This is a genomic window from Paraburkholderia phenazinium (assembly GCF_900142845.1).
In the GTDB taxonomy this organism is placed as follows: domain Bacteria; phylum Pseudomonadota; class Gammaproteobacteria; order Burkholderiales; family Burkholderiaceae; genus Paraburkholderia; species Paraburkholderia phenazinium_A.
Genome location: NZ_FSRU01000001.1, coordinates 1,872,232 through 1,887,968 on the forward strand (window position 1 = coordinate 1,872,232; position 15,737 = coordinate 1,887,968).

The following is a 15,737-nucleotide window of genomic DNA, read 5'->3' on the forward strand; positions in this document are numbered from 1 at the left end:
GAATCCGCAGTAGAGTGAGCGTATGCGTTTGTCATCGAGTCACAGCGCCTCGTTCCCATCATTGGCTGGCCTTGAATTCATGAAAGTCGCACTCTTCATTCCCTGCTTTATCGACGCGTTCTATCCGGAAGTGGGCATCGCGACCCTCGAGTTGCTCGAGCGCTTCGGCATCGAGGTCGACTATCCGCAGGAGCAGACCTGCTGCGGACAGCCCATGGCTAACAGCGGCGCGCAAGCCGAGGCCGCCGGCGCGGAGAAGGTGTTCGCGCAAAACTTCGCCGGATACGATTACATCGTCGGGCCGTCGGCAAGCTGCATCCATCATGTGCGCGAACATCTGACCGCGATCGAGCAGACGGCCGAAGTGAAGCAGGTGCGAGCCGGTGCGTATGAACTGGTCGAGTTTTTGCACGACGTGGTGGGCGCACGCGAGTTTCCGTGGGCCGAGTTTCCGCACCGGGTAGGACTCCACAATAGCTGCAGCGCGCTGCGGCATCTGAAGGAAGCGTCGATCTCCGAAGTCGCCGGCACGCCGTTCTCGAAGCCGCTCACCTTGCTGAAAGGCGTCAAGGGCATCGAGTTCGTCAAGCCCGCGCGCCCCGACGAATGCTGCGGCTTCGGCGGCACCTTCTCGGTGACCGAGGAACCGGTGTCGGTCCGCATGGGGCAGGACAAGGTTCGCGATCATCTGCAGGCCGGCGCGGAATATATCGTATCGGGCGACATGTCGTGCCTGATGCACCAGCAGGGTTGCGCCGAGCGGATGAAAGCGGAGGCGCGCTTCATCCATATCGCCCAGGTCCTGAATGGAGCACGCGAATGAGCCGGATCGATCACGCCAAGGCGGCGGGCGCTTTCATCGCGAAGACGGAGCACGTGGCGTTTCACGACAAACGCCTGTGGGACCTGCGCGAGAAGCGCGACGTCCAGGCGCACGGCATCGCCGAATGGGAGACGCTGCGCGAGCTGGCCTCGGGTATCAAGGAACACACGCTGTCGCATCTGTCCGAATATCTCGGGCAGTTCGCGTCCGCGGCTGAAGCGAACGGCGTGATCGTGCACTGGGCGGCCACCGCCGAAGAGCACAACGCACTCGTCTACAAGATCATGTCCGAGCGCGGCATGACGACGCTCGTCAAGAGCAAGTCGATGCTCACCGACGAATGCGCCATGCGCGACTATCTCGAGCCGCGCGGCATCACGGTGATGGAGACGGACCTCGGCGAGCGCATCCAGCAGCTCGATCACCAGGACCCGAGCCATATGGTGGTGCCGGCGGTGCACAAGCTGCGCGGCGACGTCGCGCAACTGTTCGGCCGCACCATCGGCACGGACCCCGAGAACAGCGACATCCACTACCTCGCCGAAAGCCAGCGCATGAATACGCGGCCGTATTTCGTGCGCGAAAAGACGGCCGGCATGACGGGCTGCAATTTCGCCGTGGCGGAAACGGGCACGGTAGTGGTGTGCACCAATGAGGGCAATGCGGATCTGTCGGCGAACGTGCCGCCTTTGCATATCGCCTCGATCGGCATCGAAAAGCTGATTCCCCAGGTTGCGGACCTCGGGGTGTTTATCCGCATGCTCTCGCGCAGCGCGCTCGGCTCGCCGATCACGCAATACACGTCGCACTTTCGCGCGCCGCGTCCCGGCACCGAGATGCATTTCATCCTCGTGGATCACGGCCGCTCCGAACGGCTTGCCATGCAGGACTTCTGGTACTCGCTCAAGTGCATTCGCTGCGGCGCGTGCATGAATACCTGTCCGGTGTACCGGCGCAGCGGCGGGCTGTCGTATGGCGGCACGTATTCCGGGCCGATCGGCGCGATCATCAACCCGACCTTCGACCTCAAGCGCTACAGCGCCTTGCCGTTCGCTTCGACGTTGAACGGCAGTTGCACCAACGTGTGTCCGGTGAAGATCAATATCCACGAGCAGATCTACAAGTGGCGCCAGGTGATTACCGAGCGCCACGAAGTGCCGTTCGTGAAGCAGGAAGTGTTGAAGATGGCGGGGCGTCTGCTGGCGAGCCCGACGCTGTATCGCGCGACGGTGTCGTCGATGGGCGGCGCACTGCGGCGTCTGCCGAATTTCGTGCTGTATAACCCGCTCAATATCTGGGGCCGGCAGCGCGAACTGCCGGAGGCGCCGAAGCTGACCTTCCACGCGTGGTACCGCAAGAATCGCGGAGGTGGCGATGACAACGCGTGAGGCTTTTCTCGCCAAGGTGCGCGCCGCGCAACCGGACGCGCGCCAGCGTCCCGAGGTGCCGCTGTTCGCTTCGACGGGCGGCGATCCGCGGGCGCGGTTTACCGCGGCATTGGCGGGGATGGGGGGAACTTGCGTCGAGGCGGCGTCGGCGGCGGATGTGCTCGCGCTGATCCACGAGCGCTTCGGCATCGAGGCGTCGGTGTGTTCGGCCACGGCCGAGGTGCCCGGCACCCGGCCGCTAGCCGCCGACACGGCGCCGGCTTCGCTGCAGGATGTGGATGTCGGCGTGGTGCGGGCCCGCTTCGGGGTCGCGGAAACCGGCTCGGTGTGGTTCAGCGAGCGGGAATACGTGGTCAACGCGCTCGGCTATATCGTGCAGCATCTGGTCGTGCTGTTGGACCCCGCGCAGATGATCGACGGTTTGCAGGACCTGTACCGGCGTCCGGATTTTCGCGAGGTGCGCTATGCCGCGCTGGTGACGGGGCCATCCGCGACGGCGGATATCGAAGGCGTGCTGATTCGCGGCGCGCAGGGTGTCCGGTCGTTGACCGTGGTGTGGCTCGCGCCGCCCGCCCGCCTCAACGAACCACCCGGGGCGTAGTCCGCAAACTCTTCAGCGTCAGCACGGCGAGCGCACAGGTCACGATCGCCGTGAACAGATACAGTCCACCCGGCCCGGCGAGCGCCATCAGCGCCGACGCCAGCGTCGGGCCGCCGCTCGCGCCGAGCGAAAAGACCAGCAGCAGTCCGGCACTGACCGCGATGCGCTGGCCGGCGGGAATGCAGTCGTTCACGTACGACGTCACCACGCCATACAGCGAAAAGATCACGCTGACATACAGATACCCGAGCACTTCGACCAGCATCCCGCCATGCAGCAGGAATAGCAGCGCGCTGCAGGCCGCCGCGAGCGCGGTGATCGCCACGATGATGAGGCGCCGGTCGAACAGGTCGGCGAGGCGCGCCACCGGCCATTGCGGCAGCAGGGCGGCGAGCAGCGCAAAACCCATGAAATGGGACACGTCGGTCACCGAATAGCCGAGCGTGCGCATGTACACGGGCTGCATCGAGTAGAAGCCGCTATTGAGCAGCCCGGCGGCGAGGCAGCCATAGACGCCAAGCGGGGCCCATGTGTAGACCGTGCTCAGACCCGAGAGACCGCGCGCGAGGCGCGAACCGCCGCCGCTGCTGGCCGTTTCCACGGGCGCCGTCGGCATGGGCGCGTTGCCGGCCAGCGCAACCGGAATCAGCGAGGCCGAAAACAGCGCGCTGACGACGCTGAACAAGGCGAACCCGGACGGATCGGCGAGGCCGATCAGGAACTGGCCGGTGCCCACGCCCAGATAGTTGGTGATCAGATAGGCGGAAAACACGCGTCCGCGTTGTGCGTTGCTCGCCACCTGATGCAGCCAGCTCTCGACCACCGTGAATATGCCGACCAGGCAAAAGCCCATCACGAAGCGCAGCGCCACCCACATGGCGGCCGAACTCCACGCCGCATAGCCGAGCGCGCAGCACGCCGAGACGGCCGCAAACGTGACGAAGGCCCGGTGATGCCCGACGCGCCCGATCAGCCCACCGCCCCACAGCGCGCCGACCATAAAACCGAGGTAGTAAGCCGATTGCACCACCCCGACCACCAGCGACGGCGCCTGCTGCTGGATCAGCCGCAGCGAGATCAGCGTGCCGAGCAGGCCGTTGCCGGTGATGAGAATGGCATAGCCGAGCAGCAGGATGGCGGTGGCTTGCAGGCTGCTCGCGGGCGCGGCGCCGCCGCGGGCGTTCGCCGGCGGGGCGGGCGGTTGCAGCGTGCCGCCGGTGAGCGGCGCCACTGCGCGGTTGACGGATTCGTTGAGCGTGGGCGTGGGCGGCTCGTCGAGCGGCGGCAGACCAACCTCGGCGCGGGGCGTCTGTATTTCACCGGGCGGCGTTTCCATCGGCGCATGCTGCGATGTAGCGGTCGGCATGGCCGGCGCGGCCGGTAGACTGGCCGCGTCGCGGAGCCAGGAATCGTTGGCCGGTTTCATCGTGCGTGGGTGCCGTGCATGGGTGCGGTATCTGGACTGTAGTGGCCGCGGGTCGCCCGCGCCCGGCAGCAATACGACACGGCCTTGCGGAGAAGCGACTTGCGTTGGCGCGGCGGCCAACGGCGCGGCGCAACGGGCGACCGACACATGGTGGCCCAACACAGGCTGTCGAAGCAATTACGGCAATGCATAGAATTGACGCGGTCGCCGGCGATATTAGGGAATGCCTAATTGAGTCGGCGCCGTCGAGCGTCGTAGAATCGTGGCACATCGGTTTGGGGGGCTCCAAGGCATGAGTCTGGCTTCTCGTTACGATTTCACCCGCAATACCTGCGATACCCGGCTCCGTCCCGCGCAGCCGCGCCCCGCATATTGCCGACCCGCTTCTCGTGAGGCGGCCTGCGGCCGTCGCGGCATCGTCGTTCAAGCCGCGCCGTGACCCCGCTCATTTCCGTCAAGCGGCTCAGCAAGAGCTTTCCCGGCGTGAGGGCGCTTCACGAAGTCCAGTTCGAGCTCATGGCCGGCGAAGTCCACGCGCTGATGGGCGAGAACGGCGCCGGCAAGTCGACCCTGATGAAAATTCTCGCCGGCGTGTACACGCGGGACACCGGCGAATTCCTCTGCGACGGCCAGCCGGTCGAATTCTCGAGCCCGCGCGAAGCGCAGGCCATGGGCGTCTGCATCATTCATCAGGAACTCCAACTGATGAACCATCTGAGCGTCGCCCAGAATATGTTCATCGGCCGCGAACCGCGCGGACGCCTCGGCCTGTTTCTCGACGAAAACAAACTCAATGCCCAGGCCCGCGACATCCTGGCCCGCATGCATGTGAATCTCGATCCGCGCGCCCTGGTCGGCAGCCTGACCGTCGCCAGCCAGCAGATGGTCGAGATCGCCAAAGCCTTGTCGTTCGACTCGCGCGTCCTGATCATGGACGAGCCCACCTCGGCGCTCAACGACGCCGAGATCGCCGAGCTGTTCCGCATCATCCGCGAACTGAAGAGCCGCGGTGTGGGCATTGTCTACATCTCGCACAAGATGGATGAGCTGAAACAGATCGCCGACCGCGTCACCGTGCTGCGCGACGGCGAATACGTAGCCACCGTAGCCGCACGGGACACCAGCGTCGAAGCGATCATCGGCATGATGGTCGGGCGAACGCTCGCCGACCTCGAGCCGTCCCAGAGCGTCGCCGGCGAAGGCGAGGTGGCACTCGAAGTCAGGCATCTGAATGCCGGCCCGCTGGTCAGGGACGTGAGCTTCACGTTGCGTCAAGGCGAGATATTGGGCTTTGCCGGCCTGATGGGCGCGGGCCGCACCGAGGTCGCGCGGGCGGTGTTCGGCGCCGATCCGGTCGAATCCGGCGAAATTGTCGTCAAAGGCGTGCAGGCGGCCATCCGGACGCCGAGCGACGCGGTGGCGCGCGGCATCGGCTACCTCTCGGAAGACCGCAAGCGCTACGGCCTCGCGACCGGGATGGACGTCGAAGCGAACATCGTCATGTCCAATCTCGGCAAATTCCTCTCGCTCAATTTCTTCCTGCGCCGCAAGCAGATGCGCCGGACCGCCGCGCATTTCATCAAGCTGCTCGCGATTCGCACGCCCTCGGCGGCGCAACAGGTGCGGCTGCTGTCGGGCGGCAACCAGCAGAAAATCGTCATTGCGAAATGGCTCGAGCGCGACTGCGACGTGCTGTTCTTCGACGAGCCGACGCGCGGCATCGACGTCGGCGCCAAGAGCGAAATCTACAAGCTGCTGCGCGCGCTGGCCGCACAAGGCAAGGCGATCGTCATGATCTCGTCGGAACTGCCGGAAATCCTGCGCATGAGCGATCGCATCGTCGTCATGTGCGAGGGCCGCATTACCGGCGAACTGTCCGCCGGCGAGGCGACGCAGGAGCGCATCATGCATCTCGCAACGCAGCGCGAAACCCTACAAGCGGCGTGACCCTCACGAGGTCTTTCATGACACAGCCATCGGATACATCGGCGCTAGGCAGCAAGGCGGTACCTTCAGGCCTGAGAGCGCGCCTCTTCGCGCCGGCCGCGTTGCAAAAGCTGCTCGCCTTCGGCAGCCTGATCCTGCTGCTGGTGTTTTTCAGCTTCGCCTCGCCCTCGTTCATGCAGATGGACAACATGCTCGGGATTCTGCAGGCGACGGCGGTCAACGGCGTGCTGGCAATCGCCTGCACGTTCGTCATCATCACCGGCGGCATCGATCTGTCGGTCGGCACCTTGATGACCTTCACCGCGGTGATTTGCGGCGTGTTCCTGACCAACTGGCATCTGCCGATGTGGATCGGCGTCGTCGCGGCGATTGCGACCGGCGCGATCTGCGGCAGCATTTCGGGCACCCTCACGGCAAAAATGAAGATTCCGCCGTTCATTGCCACCCTCGGCATGATGATGCTGCTCAAAGGGCTGTCGCTGGTCGTCTCGGCCGACAAGCCGATCTACTTCACCGACACCGAAAATTTCTACATGATCTCGCAGGATTCGCTGATCGGTTATGTCCTGCCGAGCATGCCGATTCCGAACGCGGTCCTGATCCTGTTTTTCCTCGCGGTGGCGAGTTCGATCACGCTCAATCGCACGGCGCTCGGCCGCTATACCTTTGCGCTCGGCAGCAACGAAGAGGCGGTGCGGCTGTCCGGCGTGAATGTCGACCGCTGGAAGATCGCCATTTACAGCCTGGGCGGGGCCATTTGCGGCGTCGCGGGGCTGCTGATCGCCTCGCGCCTGAACTCGGCCCAGCCGGCGCTCGGCCAGGGCTATGAACTCGAAGCGATCGCCGCGGTGGTGATAGGCGGCACGTCGCTCAGCGGCGGCTCGGGCACGATACTCGGCACGATCATCGGCGCGTTCATCATGAGCGTGCTGACCAATGGCCTGCGCATCCTGTCCGTCGCCCAGGAGTGGCAGATCGTCGTGACCGGTCTCATCATCATTCTCGCGGTGTATGCCGATATTTTGCGGCGCAAGAAAAGCTGACGCGTTGCGACGCGACGCGGTGCAGGGCAAGCTCGGAATCAGCATCGAAGAAAAGGGAGCGCAAGAGGCTCCCCCAACGGCTGCAGGTTGATGGCCCACCTTAGGAGGAGATAACTCATGTTTAAAAGAAGACTCATCGGCGTCGCGGTCGGCGTCGGCGCGCTCGTTGGCGGCACGAGCTTCGCGCTCGCCGACGAACCCTATATCCCGCTCATTTCGAAAGGCTTCCAGCATCAGTTCTGGCAGGCGGTCAAAGCCGGCGCAGAGCAGTCGGCCAAGGAGCAGAACGTCAGGATCACCTTCGAGGGTCCGGAAACCGAGGCCATGGTCGACAAGCAGATCGACATGCTGTCGGCCGCGCTCGCCAAGAAGCCGCAGGCGCTCGGCATCGCCGCGCTCGACAGCAAGGCGGCCATTCCGCTGCTGAGGCGTGCGCAGGCGCAAAAGATCCCAATCATTGCGTTCGACTCGGGGGTGGACAGCAACATTCCGCTGACGACGTGCGCGACGGACAACGTGGCGGCAGCCTCGCTCGCCGCCGACAAGATGGCCGAGGCGATCGGCGATTCGGGTGAGGTCGGCCTGATCGTGCACGACCAGACCAGCCGCACCGGCGTCGACCGTCGCGACGGCTTCCTGAACGAGATGAAGGCGAAGCATCCGAACATCAAGATAGTCTCGGTCCAGTACGGCGGCGGCGACCATCTGAAGTCGGCGGAAATCGCCAAGACGATGATCCAGGCCAATCCCAACCTGAAGGGCATCTTCGGCTCGAATGAAGGCTCGGCGGAAGGGGCGGCAATTGGCGTGAAGGAATCGGGCAAGAAGCTGGTCCTGATCGGCTACGACTCCGGCAAGGAGCAAAAGGACGACATCAATTCAGGCCTGATGTACGGCGCCATTACACAGAACCCGATCGGCATCGGCAAGTGCGTCGTCGATTCCGCGGTGAAGGCGCTGAAGGGCGAAACGCTGCCCAAGAAGGTGGACACGGGCTTCTACTGGTACGACAAGAGCAATATCAACGATCCGAAGATCGCCGCCGTGCTTTACGATTGAGCGTTACCGCCGCGGCGTAGCGCGGCGGGAGAGGCAGGGGCGCGGCGTCTTGCGGCGTCGCGGCCCGCGTCGTTGCATGGCGTGGCGTCTGATGGGTAGATGGGTAACCGGTTGCTGTCCGCGAAGAGGGGATTCAGATGACCACGATCACCAGGCTGTCCGTGCGGGACATTCGCTTCCCGACCTCGCGTTCGCTCGACGGCTCCGATGCGATGAACGCCGCGCCCGATTATTCGGCTACCTACGTCACGCTCGAAACCGATTCGCCGCAGGCGCTCACGGGCCACGGCCTGACCTTCACCATCGGGCGCGGCAACGAGATCTGCGTGAGTGCGGTCGAGGCGCTGGCGCCGCTCGTGGTCGGCACCACGCTCGAGGATATCGCCGGGAATATGGGCGGCTTCTGGCGCATGCTGACCTCGGATAGCCAGTTGCGCTGGATCGGCCCGGACAAGGGCGCCATCCATCTGGCGACGGCGGCGGTCGTCAATGCGGCCTGGGACCTGTGGGCGAAAGCGGAGGGCAAGCCGGTGTGGAAGCTGCTGGTGGACATGAGCCCTGAGGAGCTCGTGCGTTGCCTCGACTTCCGCTATGTGACCGACGCGATCACGCCGCAGGAAGCCATCGCCATGCTGCACCGTCATGCGCGGACCAAGGGCGAACGCGAACAGGAAATGCTGGCGCAGGGCTTTCCGGCCTACACGACTTCGGCCGGCTGGCTCGGTTATGACGACGACAAGATCCGCCGGCTCGCCCGCGAAGGCGTCGCGCAAGGCTGGACGCACTTCAAGCAGAAGGTGGGCGGCAACCTCGAAGAGGACATGCGCCGCGCCCGCATCCTGCGTGAAGAAATCGGTCAGGACCGCAAACTGATGATGGACGCCAACCAGGTGTGGGATGTGGATGAGGCGGTCGCGAACATGCGGCGTCTCGCGCAATTCGACCCGTGGTGGATCGAAGAGCCCACCAGCCCCGACGACGTGCTCGGCCACGCGGCGATCCGCCGCCGGCTTCGGCCCATCGGCGTCGCGACCGGCGAGCATTGCCAGAACCGCGTGATGTTCAAGCAGTTGCTGCAGGCCGAGGCCATCGACTTTTGCCAGGTGGATAGCTGCCGCCTGGGCGGTCTGAACGAGGTGATCGTGGTCCTGCTGATGGCGGCGAAATTCGGCGTGCCGGTGTGCCCGCACGCGGGGGGCGTCGGCTTGTGCGAGTACGTCCAGCACATTTCGCTGTTCGACTATATCTGCGTCTCGGCGTCGCTGGATAACCGGGTGCTCGAGTACGTGGATCATCTGCACGAGCACTTCGTCGATCCGGTCGTGATCCGCCATGGCCGCTACATGCCGCCGCAGCGTCCCGGCTACAGCATCGAAATGCATGCGGCCTCGCTCGATCAGTATCACTTTCCCAAGGGTCCTGCCTGGCGGTCTTAAGATGCACAAGACCCTGCGCTTTAAATTAAATTTTTGATATCATTAGAATTAAATTTCAGCAGCAAATCATAAACCGGGGCGAAATTAATCATTGCGATTTTCGAATGATGTTGTTAAGCGCCGCTGAGGCAGCGATAATTCCGCTTGTGGTGGATTTGCGACATGCCGCATCCGTCGTAGAGAGCCAGACGGCCGCTGTCATCCGCGGCTGGCCGGATCGCCTCGAATCCCATGCCCCGAAACCGCCCGCAGGCGGGCCAGTATGCGGGACTGTTAAGATTTTATGAAGAATTATCACTAGAATCTGGAAGTCTGATTTCCGCGATTATCTCGTTCAACGCAATTAAACCCAACCCTATACTTCGCTCGTTTTTTTCACGGCGATCGCCGATCGTCGAGTGAGAAAAAACGTACTTGAACGGGGTGTGGATTGATCAAGATGCGATATCTGGCTGCGGTGGCGGCCATGCTGGTAGCGGGAGCGGCGCACGCTCAAAGCAGCGTCACGCTTTTTGGACTCATTGATACGGGCGTTGTCTATCAGAACAACGCTCGCGTGTCGCCGTCGAGCGGTACGTCGGCAGGTGCAAGCGCCTGGTCGATGCAGAGCGGCAACGTCTTCACGTCGCGATGGGGCCTGCGCGGCACGGAAGATCTCGGCGGTGGCCTCTCCGCGGTATTCTGGCTGGAGAACGGCTTTAACGTGGACAACGGCGGCCTGAAGAACGGCGGCGACCTGTTCGGCCGGCAAGCCTGGGTGGGGCTGCGTTCGAGCGAATACGGCACGCTCTCGCTCGGCCGCCAGTACGATTTCATGGTCGACTACGTCGCACCGTTGAGCGCGACGGGTTCGGGCTTCGGCGGCAACCTGGCCGCTCACGTGTACGACAACGACAACCTGAACAACGACCTGCGCCTCGACAACTCGGTCAAGTTCAGCAGCGCCTCCTACGGCGGCTTCAAGGCGGGCGCGATGTACGCGTTCTCCGGCGAGGCGGGCGGCTTCGCCAACAACAGCGCCTACAGCCTGGGCACGAGCTACACGTACGGCCCGTTCAACGTCGCGGCGGCGTACCTGCAGATCAACCGTACGTCCCAGCCTTCGCTGGCGAACGCGTCCGGCGCAGTCAGCACGGGCGACGGCGACCAGCTCACGACGGGCGGCAGCCAGCAGATCTACGGCGCGGGTGCGCAATACAAGTTCGGCAAGTCGTCTATCGGCGTCGTCTGGACCCACTCCGTCACCGACAACGTGACGGGCATCTGGCAGGGCGGCAGCACCTCGACCGGCGCGATCGGCGGCAGCTACATCAAGTTCGACAACTTCGAAATCAACGGTCGCTATTTCGTGCGGCCGGACTTTAGCCTCGGCGCGGCCTATACGTACACGACGGGCGGCTTCGGCGGCGCATCGAAGGGTTACACGTCGGCTACGCCGCACTGGAACCAGATCATGGCGCAAGCCGATTATCTGCTTTCGCCGCGCACCGACGTCTACCTCGAAGGCGTGTACCAGCGCGTCGGCGGCGGCAACGGCAATGCAGCGTTCGATGCCAGCGTCTACAGCCTCGATCCGTCGTCGGGTAACCAGCAGGTGGTGGTGGCGGTCGGCCTGAAGCACCGCTTCTGATCGAAGAGGAATCCTGTTGATCCGCGGCGCGCCGTGAGGTGTGCCGCGGGGAAGGGAGCTTCCGCCGGACGTGGTGCGGGCAGTCGTCCTGCCGGCACCACGTCCGGCCATTCCTGTTTTCTGTTTTCTGTTTCTTCTCGGCGTCAGCGCCCGGGCCATGCGGGGTTTGCTATCATAGACTGTATAAACATACAGTCTTTGTGAATGCTCCGTGGTGACCGATGCTTCCTGATGCGCCCTCCGTCGCTCCCTCCGGGTTGCCTTTCGGCCCCTCGGGCGAGCCTGCGCGGCCTTTGGGTGTGCCTTCCCGGAGTGCGCCTGCTTCGGGTGCGCCTTCGGTGGGCGTGCCTTATTACCTGCTGAATTTCGAGCGCGCGCTGGTGTGGCTCACCGAGCGCTACGACGACGTCTTCGGCGCGGACGAACGCCACTTTCTCGGCGCATTCGGCGGCCTACCGCAGGCCTCGAGAGCGCTGCTCGTGCGCATGCTGATGCGCAAGGGCACGCTGTTCAGGGCCAGCCGTCTTGACTACGACGAAATCGGTTGTCCGCTGCAGGCTGCTGCGCCGCTGGTCGCGCTGGGCTGGATCGACGCCGCGCCGCATCTGAGCCTCGACGAGTTGTTCAACCTCGCGACCCGCCCCGAACTGCAGCAGATGTTTGCCCACGTGTTTGCCCACGTCCGCGCGAGCAAAGGCGGCCGCAAGTCGGATCTGCTCGAAGCCCTGCGCGCCACCCACGACGAAACGAAGCCCTACGACATCTGGGATCCGCGCAGCGCCGACCGCGTGCTTCACGTCGCCATCGCGCCGTTGTGCGAGCGTCTGCGCCTGATGTTTTTCGGCAATCTGCAGCAGGACTGGTCGGAGTTCGTCCTCGCCGATCTCGGCGTGTTCCAGTACGAAACGGTGGCGTTCGCGCCGTCGTCGCGAGCCTTCCAGCAGCGAGAGGATGTGGACCGCTATCTGGCCCTGCACGCCTGCCGTGAAACGCTCGACACGCTCGCCGAAGGCGAGTCCATCGAGCCGCTTCTAGCCGACATCGCGGCCATCGAAACCGGCCATGCCTGGCTCGATACGCGCCGTGCGAAGCTGCTGTTCCGCATCGGCCAGCATTGCGAGCGCCGGCAGGACTGGGAGGCGGCGCTGACCGTCTATGCCGGTTGCGCGTGGCCGGGCGCACGTCATCGGCGCATGCGGGTGCTCGAACGCAGCGGCCGCTTCGACGCGGCGCTGACGCTGGCGTTGCAGGCCGCGGAGGCGCCGGAAAGCGAAGAGGAGCAGCAACGCGTCGCGCGCCTGCTGCCGCGCCTGCAGCGCCGCCTGGGTCATCCGGTGGCGCGGGCCGCACGCGCACGGCCTATCGAGCGTAGCGCGCTGGTTCTGGAGCGGCCCGTTGAGCCGTTCAACGTGGAATTCGTGGCGCGCGACCATCTGAGCTGCCCGCAAGCGCCGGTGCACTACGTCGAGAACGCGCTGATCAACTCGCTATTCGGCTTGCTGTGCTGGGAGCCGGTGTTTGCGGCGCTGCCCGGTGCGTTCTTCCATCCATTCCAGCGCGGCCCCGCGGATCTGCATGCGCCCGATTTCCATGCGCGCCGCGCCGCCCAGTTCGACGCATGCCTCGCGCAACTCGAGAGCGGCGCGTATCGCGAGACGATCCTGCGGCACCTGCAGAGCAAGGCCGGCTTGCAGTCGCCGTTTGTGTTCTGGGGCGTATTGACGCCCGAACTGATGACGCAGGCGCTCGACTGCCTGCCGGCCGCGCATCTGAAACTCTGCTTCGAACGGTTACTGCGCGATATCCGCAGCAACCGTTCGGGGCTGCCCGATCTGGTGCGTTTCTGGCCTGCCGAGCGGCGCTATGAGTTGATCGAGGTGAAGGGACCGGGCGATCGTCTGCAGGACAACCAGATCCGTTGGCTGGAGTACTGCGCGCAGCACGGCATGCCGGTGCGCGTGCTCGATGTGCGCTGGACCGACGACGCGCTCGCCGGCGGCACCGAGGCGGCGGTATGACGTACGTCGTGGCCGTGCGGGCGTTGTGCGAATTCACGGCGCGGCGCGGCGATCTCGACCTGCGCTTTACGCCCGCGCCGACCGCCGCCGAAGGCATCGCCGGACACGGGATCGTCGCCGCGCGCAGGGCGAGCGACTACGAATCGGAGATCACGCTGACCGGCACGCATCGCAGCCTGAGCGTGCGCGGCCGAGCGGATGGCTACGACGGCGTGCTCAACCGGCTGGAGGAGGTCAAGACCTATCGCGGCGACCTCGAGGCGATGCCGGCCAATCACCGGGTTTTGCACTGGGCCCAGGCGTTGGTCTATGGACACCTGCTGTGCCAGGCGCGCGGCTTGCGCGAGTTGCAGGTGGCGTTGGTGTATTTCGACATCGCGAGCCAGAAGGAGACGGTACTCACGCAGTTGCATGATGCGGCTTCGCTGGAGGCGTTTTTTGTCGAGCAATGCGAACGGTTTATCGACTGGGCGATGCAGGAGGAGGCGCACCGTAGCACACGCAATGCGGCCTTGAGTACGCTGGCGTTTCCTCACGGCGAGTTTCGCAGCGGTCAGCGCGAACTGGCGGTGTCGGTCTACCGGGCTGCACGCGATGGGCGGAATCTGATGGCGCAGGCGCCCACGGGGATCGGCAAGACGCTTGCGACGATCTTTCCGCTGCTGAAGGCTTGTGCGGCGGATCAGATCGAGCGGATTTTTTTTCTGACTGCGAAAACGCCGGGGCGCGCGCTGGCGCTGGATGCGGTTGAGATGTTGCATGCGAGTGCCAGTGCCAGTGCCAGTGCCAGTGCCGACACCGCCACATCACCACTGCCGTTGCGCACACTCGAACTGGTCGCCCGCGAGAAGGCCTGCGAGCACCCCGACAAGGCTTGCCACGGAGACTCCTGTCCGCTCGCGCGCGGCTTCTATGACCGCCTCGACGCCGCGCGCAGCACGGCACTGGCCGGGCATCGACTCGACCGCGCGGCGGTACGCAAAGCGGCGCTCGCACACGATGTCTGTCCGTACTACCTCTCCCAGGAACTGGTGCGCTGGAGCGACATCGTCGTGGGCGACTACAACTACTACTACGACAGCAGCGCCTTGCTCTATGCGCTCACGCAAATCAACCAGTGGCGGGTGGCGGTGCTGGTGGACGAGGCGCACAACCTGCTCGACCGGGCGCGGCGCATGTACACGGCGTCGCTGGAGCAAAGCGCGTTCCGGGCCGCCCGCAAGAGCGCGCCGGCCGCGCTGCGCAAACCGCTCGAGCGGTTGAACCGCGAGTGGAATGCACTGAATCGCGCGCAGACCGACGCCTACGAGGTGCACCCGGACGTGCCGCCGCGCTTCCTGAGCGCCGCGCAGAATCTGATCGGTGCGGTGACCGAGCAGTTGGCCGAAGCACCGCTGTCGATCGACGAAACCCAACTGCGTTTCTACTTCGACGCGATGCACTTCGTGTCGCTCGCGGAGCAGTTCGGCGAGCACTCGGTGTTCGACGCGACGCTTGTGCCGGATCGCTACGTTGCGCGTCAGCTCGGCGGCCTGGCAGCCGGTGCGCCGAAAGCCACACGTCTTGCCGGCAGTACAACCGCCCGTCCAAAGGCCGCGTCGACGCTCTGCGTGCGCAACGTGATCCCCGCGCCGTTTCTCGCCCCGCGTTATGCCGCGGCGCGCACCACCGTGATGTTCTCCGGCACGCTCAGTCCGCATCACTTTTATCGCGACACGCTCGGCCTCGCGGACGAGACCCGCTGGCTCGACGTCGAAGGGCCGTTTCGCGCGGAGCAATTGAAGGTGCATGTCGCGAGCCATGTGTCGACGCGCTGGCGCGATCGCGAGCGCTCGCTCGTGCCGATCGTCGATCTGATCGCCCGGCAGTACGCCGCGCAGCCAGGCAATTACCTGGGTTTCCTGAGCAGTTTCGACTATCTGCAGCGGGTTGAGACGCTGATGCGCGAACGCTATCCTGAGGTGCCCGTTTGGGCGCAGGAGCAGGGCATGGATGAAGCGGCGCGCGAGGCGTTTCTCGCGCGCTTCAGGGCGATGGGTCGTGGCGTGGGATTTGCCGTGCTGGGCGGTGCGTTTTCGGAGGGCGTGGACCTGGTGGGCGAACAGTTGATCGGCGCGTTTATCGCCACGCTGGGCCTGCCGCAGATGAACGACGTCAACGAGCAGATGCGCCGCACCATGGAGGCGAAGTTCGGCAACGGCTACGACTACATGTACCTCTATCCGGGCCTGCAGAAGGTCGTCCAGGCGGCGGGGCGGGTGATTCGCACGGAGCAGGACGTGGGCGTCGTGCATCTGATCGACGACCGCTACCGGCGCCCCGAGGTGCGCCGCCTGTTGCCGCGCTGGTGGCAGGTGCCGTGAAGC

At 64.7% G+C, this 15,737-nt stretch carries 11 protein-coding genes; 10 read left to right on the top strand and 1 reads right to left on the bottom strand.

What is annotated here, in order from left to right; genetic code table 11:
- Nucleotides 1-79: 79 nt before the first annotated feature.
- Genes BUS12_RS08220 through BUS12_RS08230 form a run of 3 tightly spaced genes read left to right on the top strand, consistent with a single transcriptional unit; the run spans nucleotide 80 to nucleotide 2,812 of the window.
- On the top strand, nucleotides 80-823 hold the full coding sequence (locus BUS12_RS08220; RefSeq protein WP_074295241.1) for a (Fe-S)-binding protein: 744 nt from the start codon (nucleotides 80-82) through the stop codon (nucleotides 821-823).
- Entirely contained in the window at nucleotides 820-2,211 is a 1,392-nt protein-coding gene (locus BUS12_RS08225) for a lactate utilization protein B (protein WP_074295242.1), read from the top strand. Before BUS12_RS08220 ends, BUS12_RS08225 begins: the two co-directional genes overlap by 4 nt.
- Nucleotides 2,198-2,812, top strand: coding sequence for a LutC/YkgG family protein (locus tag BUS12_RS08230; protein WP_074295243.1), 615 nt, complete (start codon nucleotides 2,198-2,200; stop codon nucleotides 2,810-2,812). The genes BUS12_RS08225 and BUS12_RS08230 overlap by 14 nt, the downstream gene beginning before the upstream one ends.
- On the opposite strand, the gene BUS12_RS08235 is transcribed toward BUS12_RS08230, so the two are convergent.
- Nucleotides 2,790-4,178 carry an MFS transporter gene (locus BUS12_RS08235; RefSeq protein ID WP_253190035.1) on the bottom strand — a complete coding sequence of 463 codons (1,389 nt, stop codon included), beginning with the start codon at nucleotides 4,176-4,178 and terminating at the stop codon, nucleotides 2,790-2,792. The two genes, BUS12_RS08230 and BUS12_RS08235, sit on opposite strands and share 23 nt — an antisense overlap.
- Nucleotides 4,179-4,673: 495 nt before the next feature.
- Here BUS12_RS08235 and BUS12_RS08240 point away from each other — a divergent pair, with 495 nt between their 5' ends.
- The 7 genes from BUS12_RS08240 to BUS12_RS08270 all read left to right on the top strand — a co-directional run bounded on the left by BUS12_RS08240 (nucleotide 4,674) and on the right by BUS12_RS08270 (nucleotide 15,734).
- The gene (locus BUS12_RS08240) at nucleotides 4,674-6,185 is read left to right on the top strand and encodes a sugar ABC transporter ATP-binding protein (RefSeq protein WP_074295244.1); all 1,512 of its coding nucleotides are present in this window, start codon (nucleotides 4,674-4,676) and stop codon (nucleotides 6,183-6,185) included.
- Nucleotides 6,186-6,202: 17 nt separating this feature from the next.
- On the top strand, nucleotides 6,203-7,228 hold the full coding sequence (locus BUS12_RS08245) for an ABC transporter permease (RefSeq protein WP_074295245.1): 1,026 nt from the start codon (nucleotides 6,203-6,205) through the stop codon (nucleotides 7,226-7,228).
- 117 nt (nucleotides 7,229-7,345) lie between these two features.
- Entirely contained in the window at nucleotides 7,346-8,287 is a 942-nt protein-coding gene (locus BUS12_RS08250) for an ABC transporter substrate-binding protein (protein ID WP_074295246.1), read from the top strand.
- 137 nt (nucleotides 8,288-8,424) lie between these two features.
- Nucleotides 8,425-9,723 carry an L-fuconate dehydratase gene (locus tag BUS12_RS08255; protein ID WP_074295247.1) on the top strand — a complete coding sequence of 433 codons (1,299 nt, stop codon included), beginning with the start codon at nucleotides 8,425-8,427 and terminating at the stop codon, nucleotides 9,721-9,723.
- A 439-nt stretch (nucleotides 9,724-10,162) separates the two neighbouring features.
- Nucleotides 10,163-11,353 (top strand): porin, encoded by a 1,191-nt coding sequence (locus tag BUS12_RS08260; RefSeq protein WP_074297258.1) that lies wholly within the window; start codon nucleotides 10,163-10,165, stop codon nucleotides 11,351-11,353.
- Between the two features lie 299 nt (nucleotides 11,354-11,652).
- Nucleotides 11,653-13,371: a VRR-NUC domain-containing protein gene (locus BUS12_RS08265; RefSeq protein WP_074297260.1), complete on the top strand. Its 1,719-nt coding sequence runs from the start codon at nucleotides 11,653-11,655 to the stop codon at nucleotides 13,369-13,371.
- Entirely contained in the window at nucleotides 13,368-15,734 is a 2,367-nt protein-coding gene (locus tag BUS12_RS08270; protein ID WP_074295248.1) for an ATP-dependent DNA helicase, read from the top strand. Before BUS12_RS08265 ends, BUS12_RS08270 begins: the two co-directional genes overlap by 4 nt.
- Nucleotides 15,735-15,737: the final 3 nt, after the last annotated feature.